This is a genomic window from Salinivibrio sp. PR932 (assembly GCF_001996125.1).
Taxonomy (GTDB): Bacteria; Pseudomonadota; Gammaproteobacteria; order Enterobacterales; family Vibrionaceae; genus Salinivibrio; species Salinivibrio proteolyticus.
In genome coordinates this window covers 1-1,056 of the sequence record NZ_MUFM01000072.1, presented here as the reverse complement: position 1 = coordinate 1,056, position 1,056 = coordinate 1, and the positions used below count along the sequence as shown (strand labels likewise).

Below are 1,056 nucleotides of genomic sequence, written 5' to 3'. Positions count from 1 at the left end.
GCTCTATTATTTAGGTATGGGTTTTTAGGATAGAAAGTCGAAATAATAAGACGCCGTAAATACCTACTCGACAAGGCTCATAAAAATAAAGTTAATACTCTATTTTTCTTCCCCAGCAAGAAATTGCTCAATTTCATGAGTGGCATGCTCAATATTGAAAGGGGAATATCGAATAAGCACACTACGATTCGTCTTTCTTGAGACAAAATAAATCGTGGAATACTTGTGCTTTTTTTCTAGGTAGACGAGGCAATCACACTGACTGTGGGTTAAAAATTGCTCCATGGGAAAGTCAAGGCGCGTTTCTTGAGGATAGAAAACATAAAGGCTACCGACACGTTTCTGTGTCAGCCCGCCTCGCTGAACTAAATCACTCCAGCGCCAGCCATTGATTTTTCCTACCACAAACACGCTGCTCGCCACACATGCTAATAACATCAACGCCATCATGACACACTGGCGTATCGGTTTACTCGATACTACCTGATTGTCAGCGCCCTGCCTCGAGTCGCTAGCAGAAATACCCGTTGCAGCATTCGTCGTGGCAGGTGCTACTTTAGTTTGCTCTATGGTTGCCTGAGACTCACTGACAGTCTTGGTTTCTACCATGCCCTCGACCATGCGATAGCCTTGCTTGGGCACAGTGACTACCAACATAGGATCCGCGCTAATCGCCATTAGGCTTCGTCTCAGCGCACTGATTGATTTGGCTAACGATGTTTGACCAATGTATTCATTTCCCCACGCGTAACAAATCAAGGTTTGCTTACACACGGTCTCAGGGGCATGCAGCAACAGGCACTCCAACACCAAGGCTTCGCGGAAGCCAAGTCGGGTGGATTTGTGGTCTTGATGCAGTTTCCTAGCAACAGCGTCGAAGTAAATCATAGGCTTTTTCTTTTGATTATAAAAAACTCAATAATTCATTGCGATAGTAAACAATTTTAATTCGAAACAAGATCACATTTTACATAGAAGTGAGACCCGGACTATTAATATAAAAAATAATAACCACATAAAAAATGTGCAATTAGACATATAAAACCGATAATAAAC

The 1,056-nt window shown here is 42.5% G+C and carries 1 protein-coding gene; it reads right to left on the bottom strand.

All coding sequences use genetic code 11. The features are described 5' to 3' along the window. Window positions 1-99: 99 nt before the first annotated feature. The gene (locus BZG84_RS16125; protein ID WP_077480752.1) at window positions 100-888 is read right to left on the bottom strand and encodes a transcriptional regulator; all 789 of its coding nucleotides are present in this window, start codon (window positions 886-888) and stop codon (window positions 100-102) included. Window positions 889-1,056: the final 168 nt, after the last annotated feature.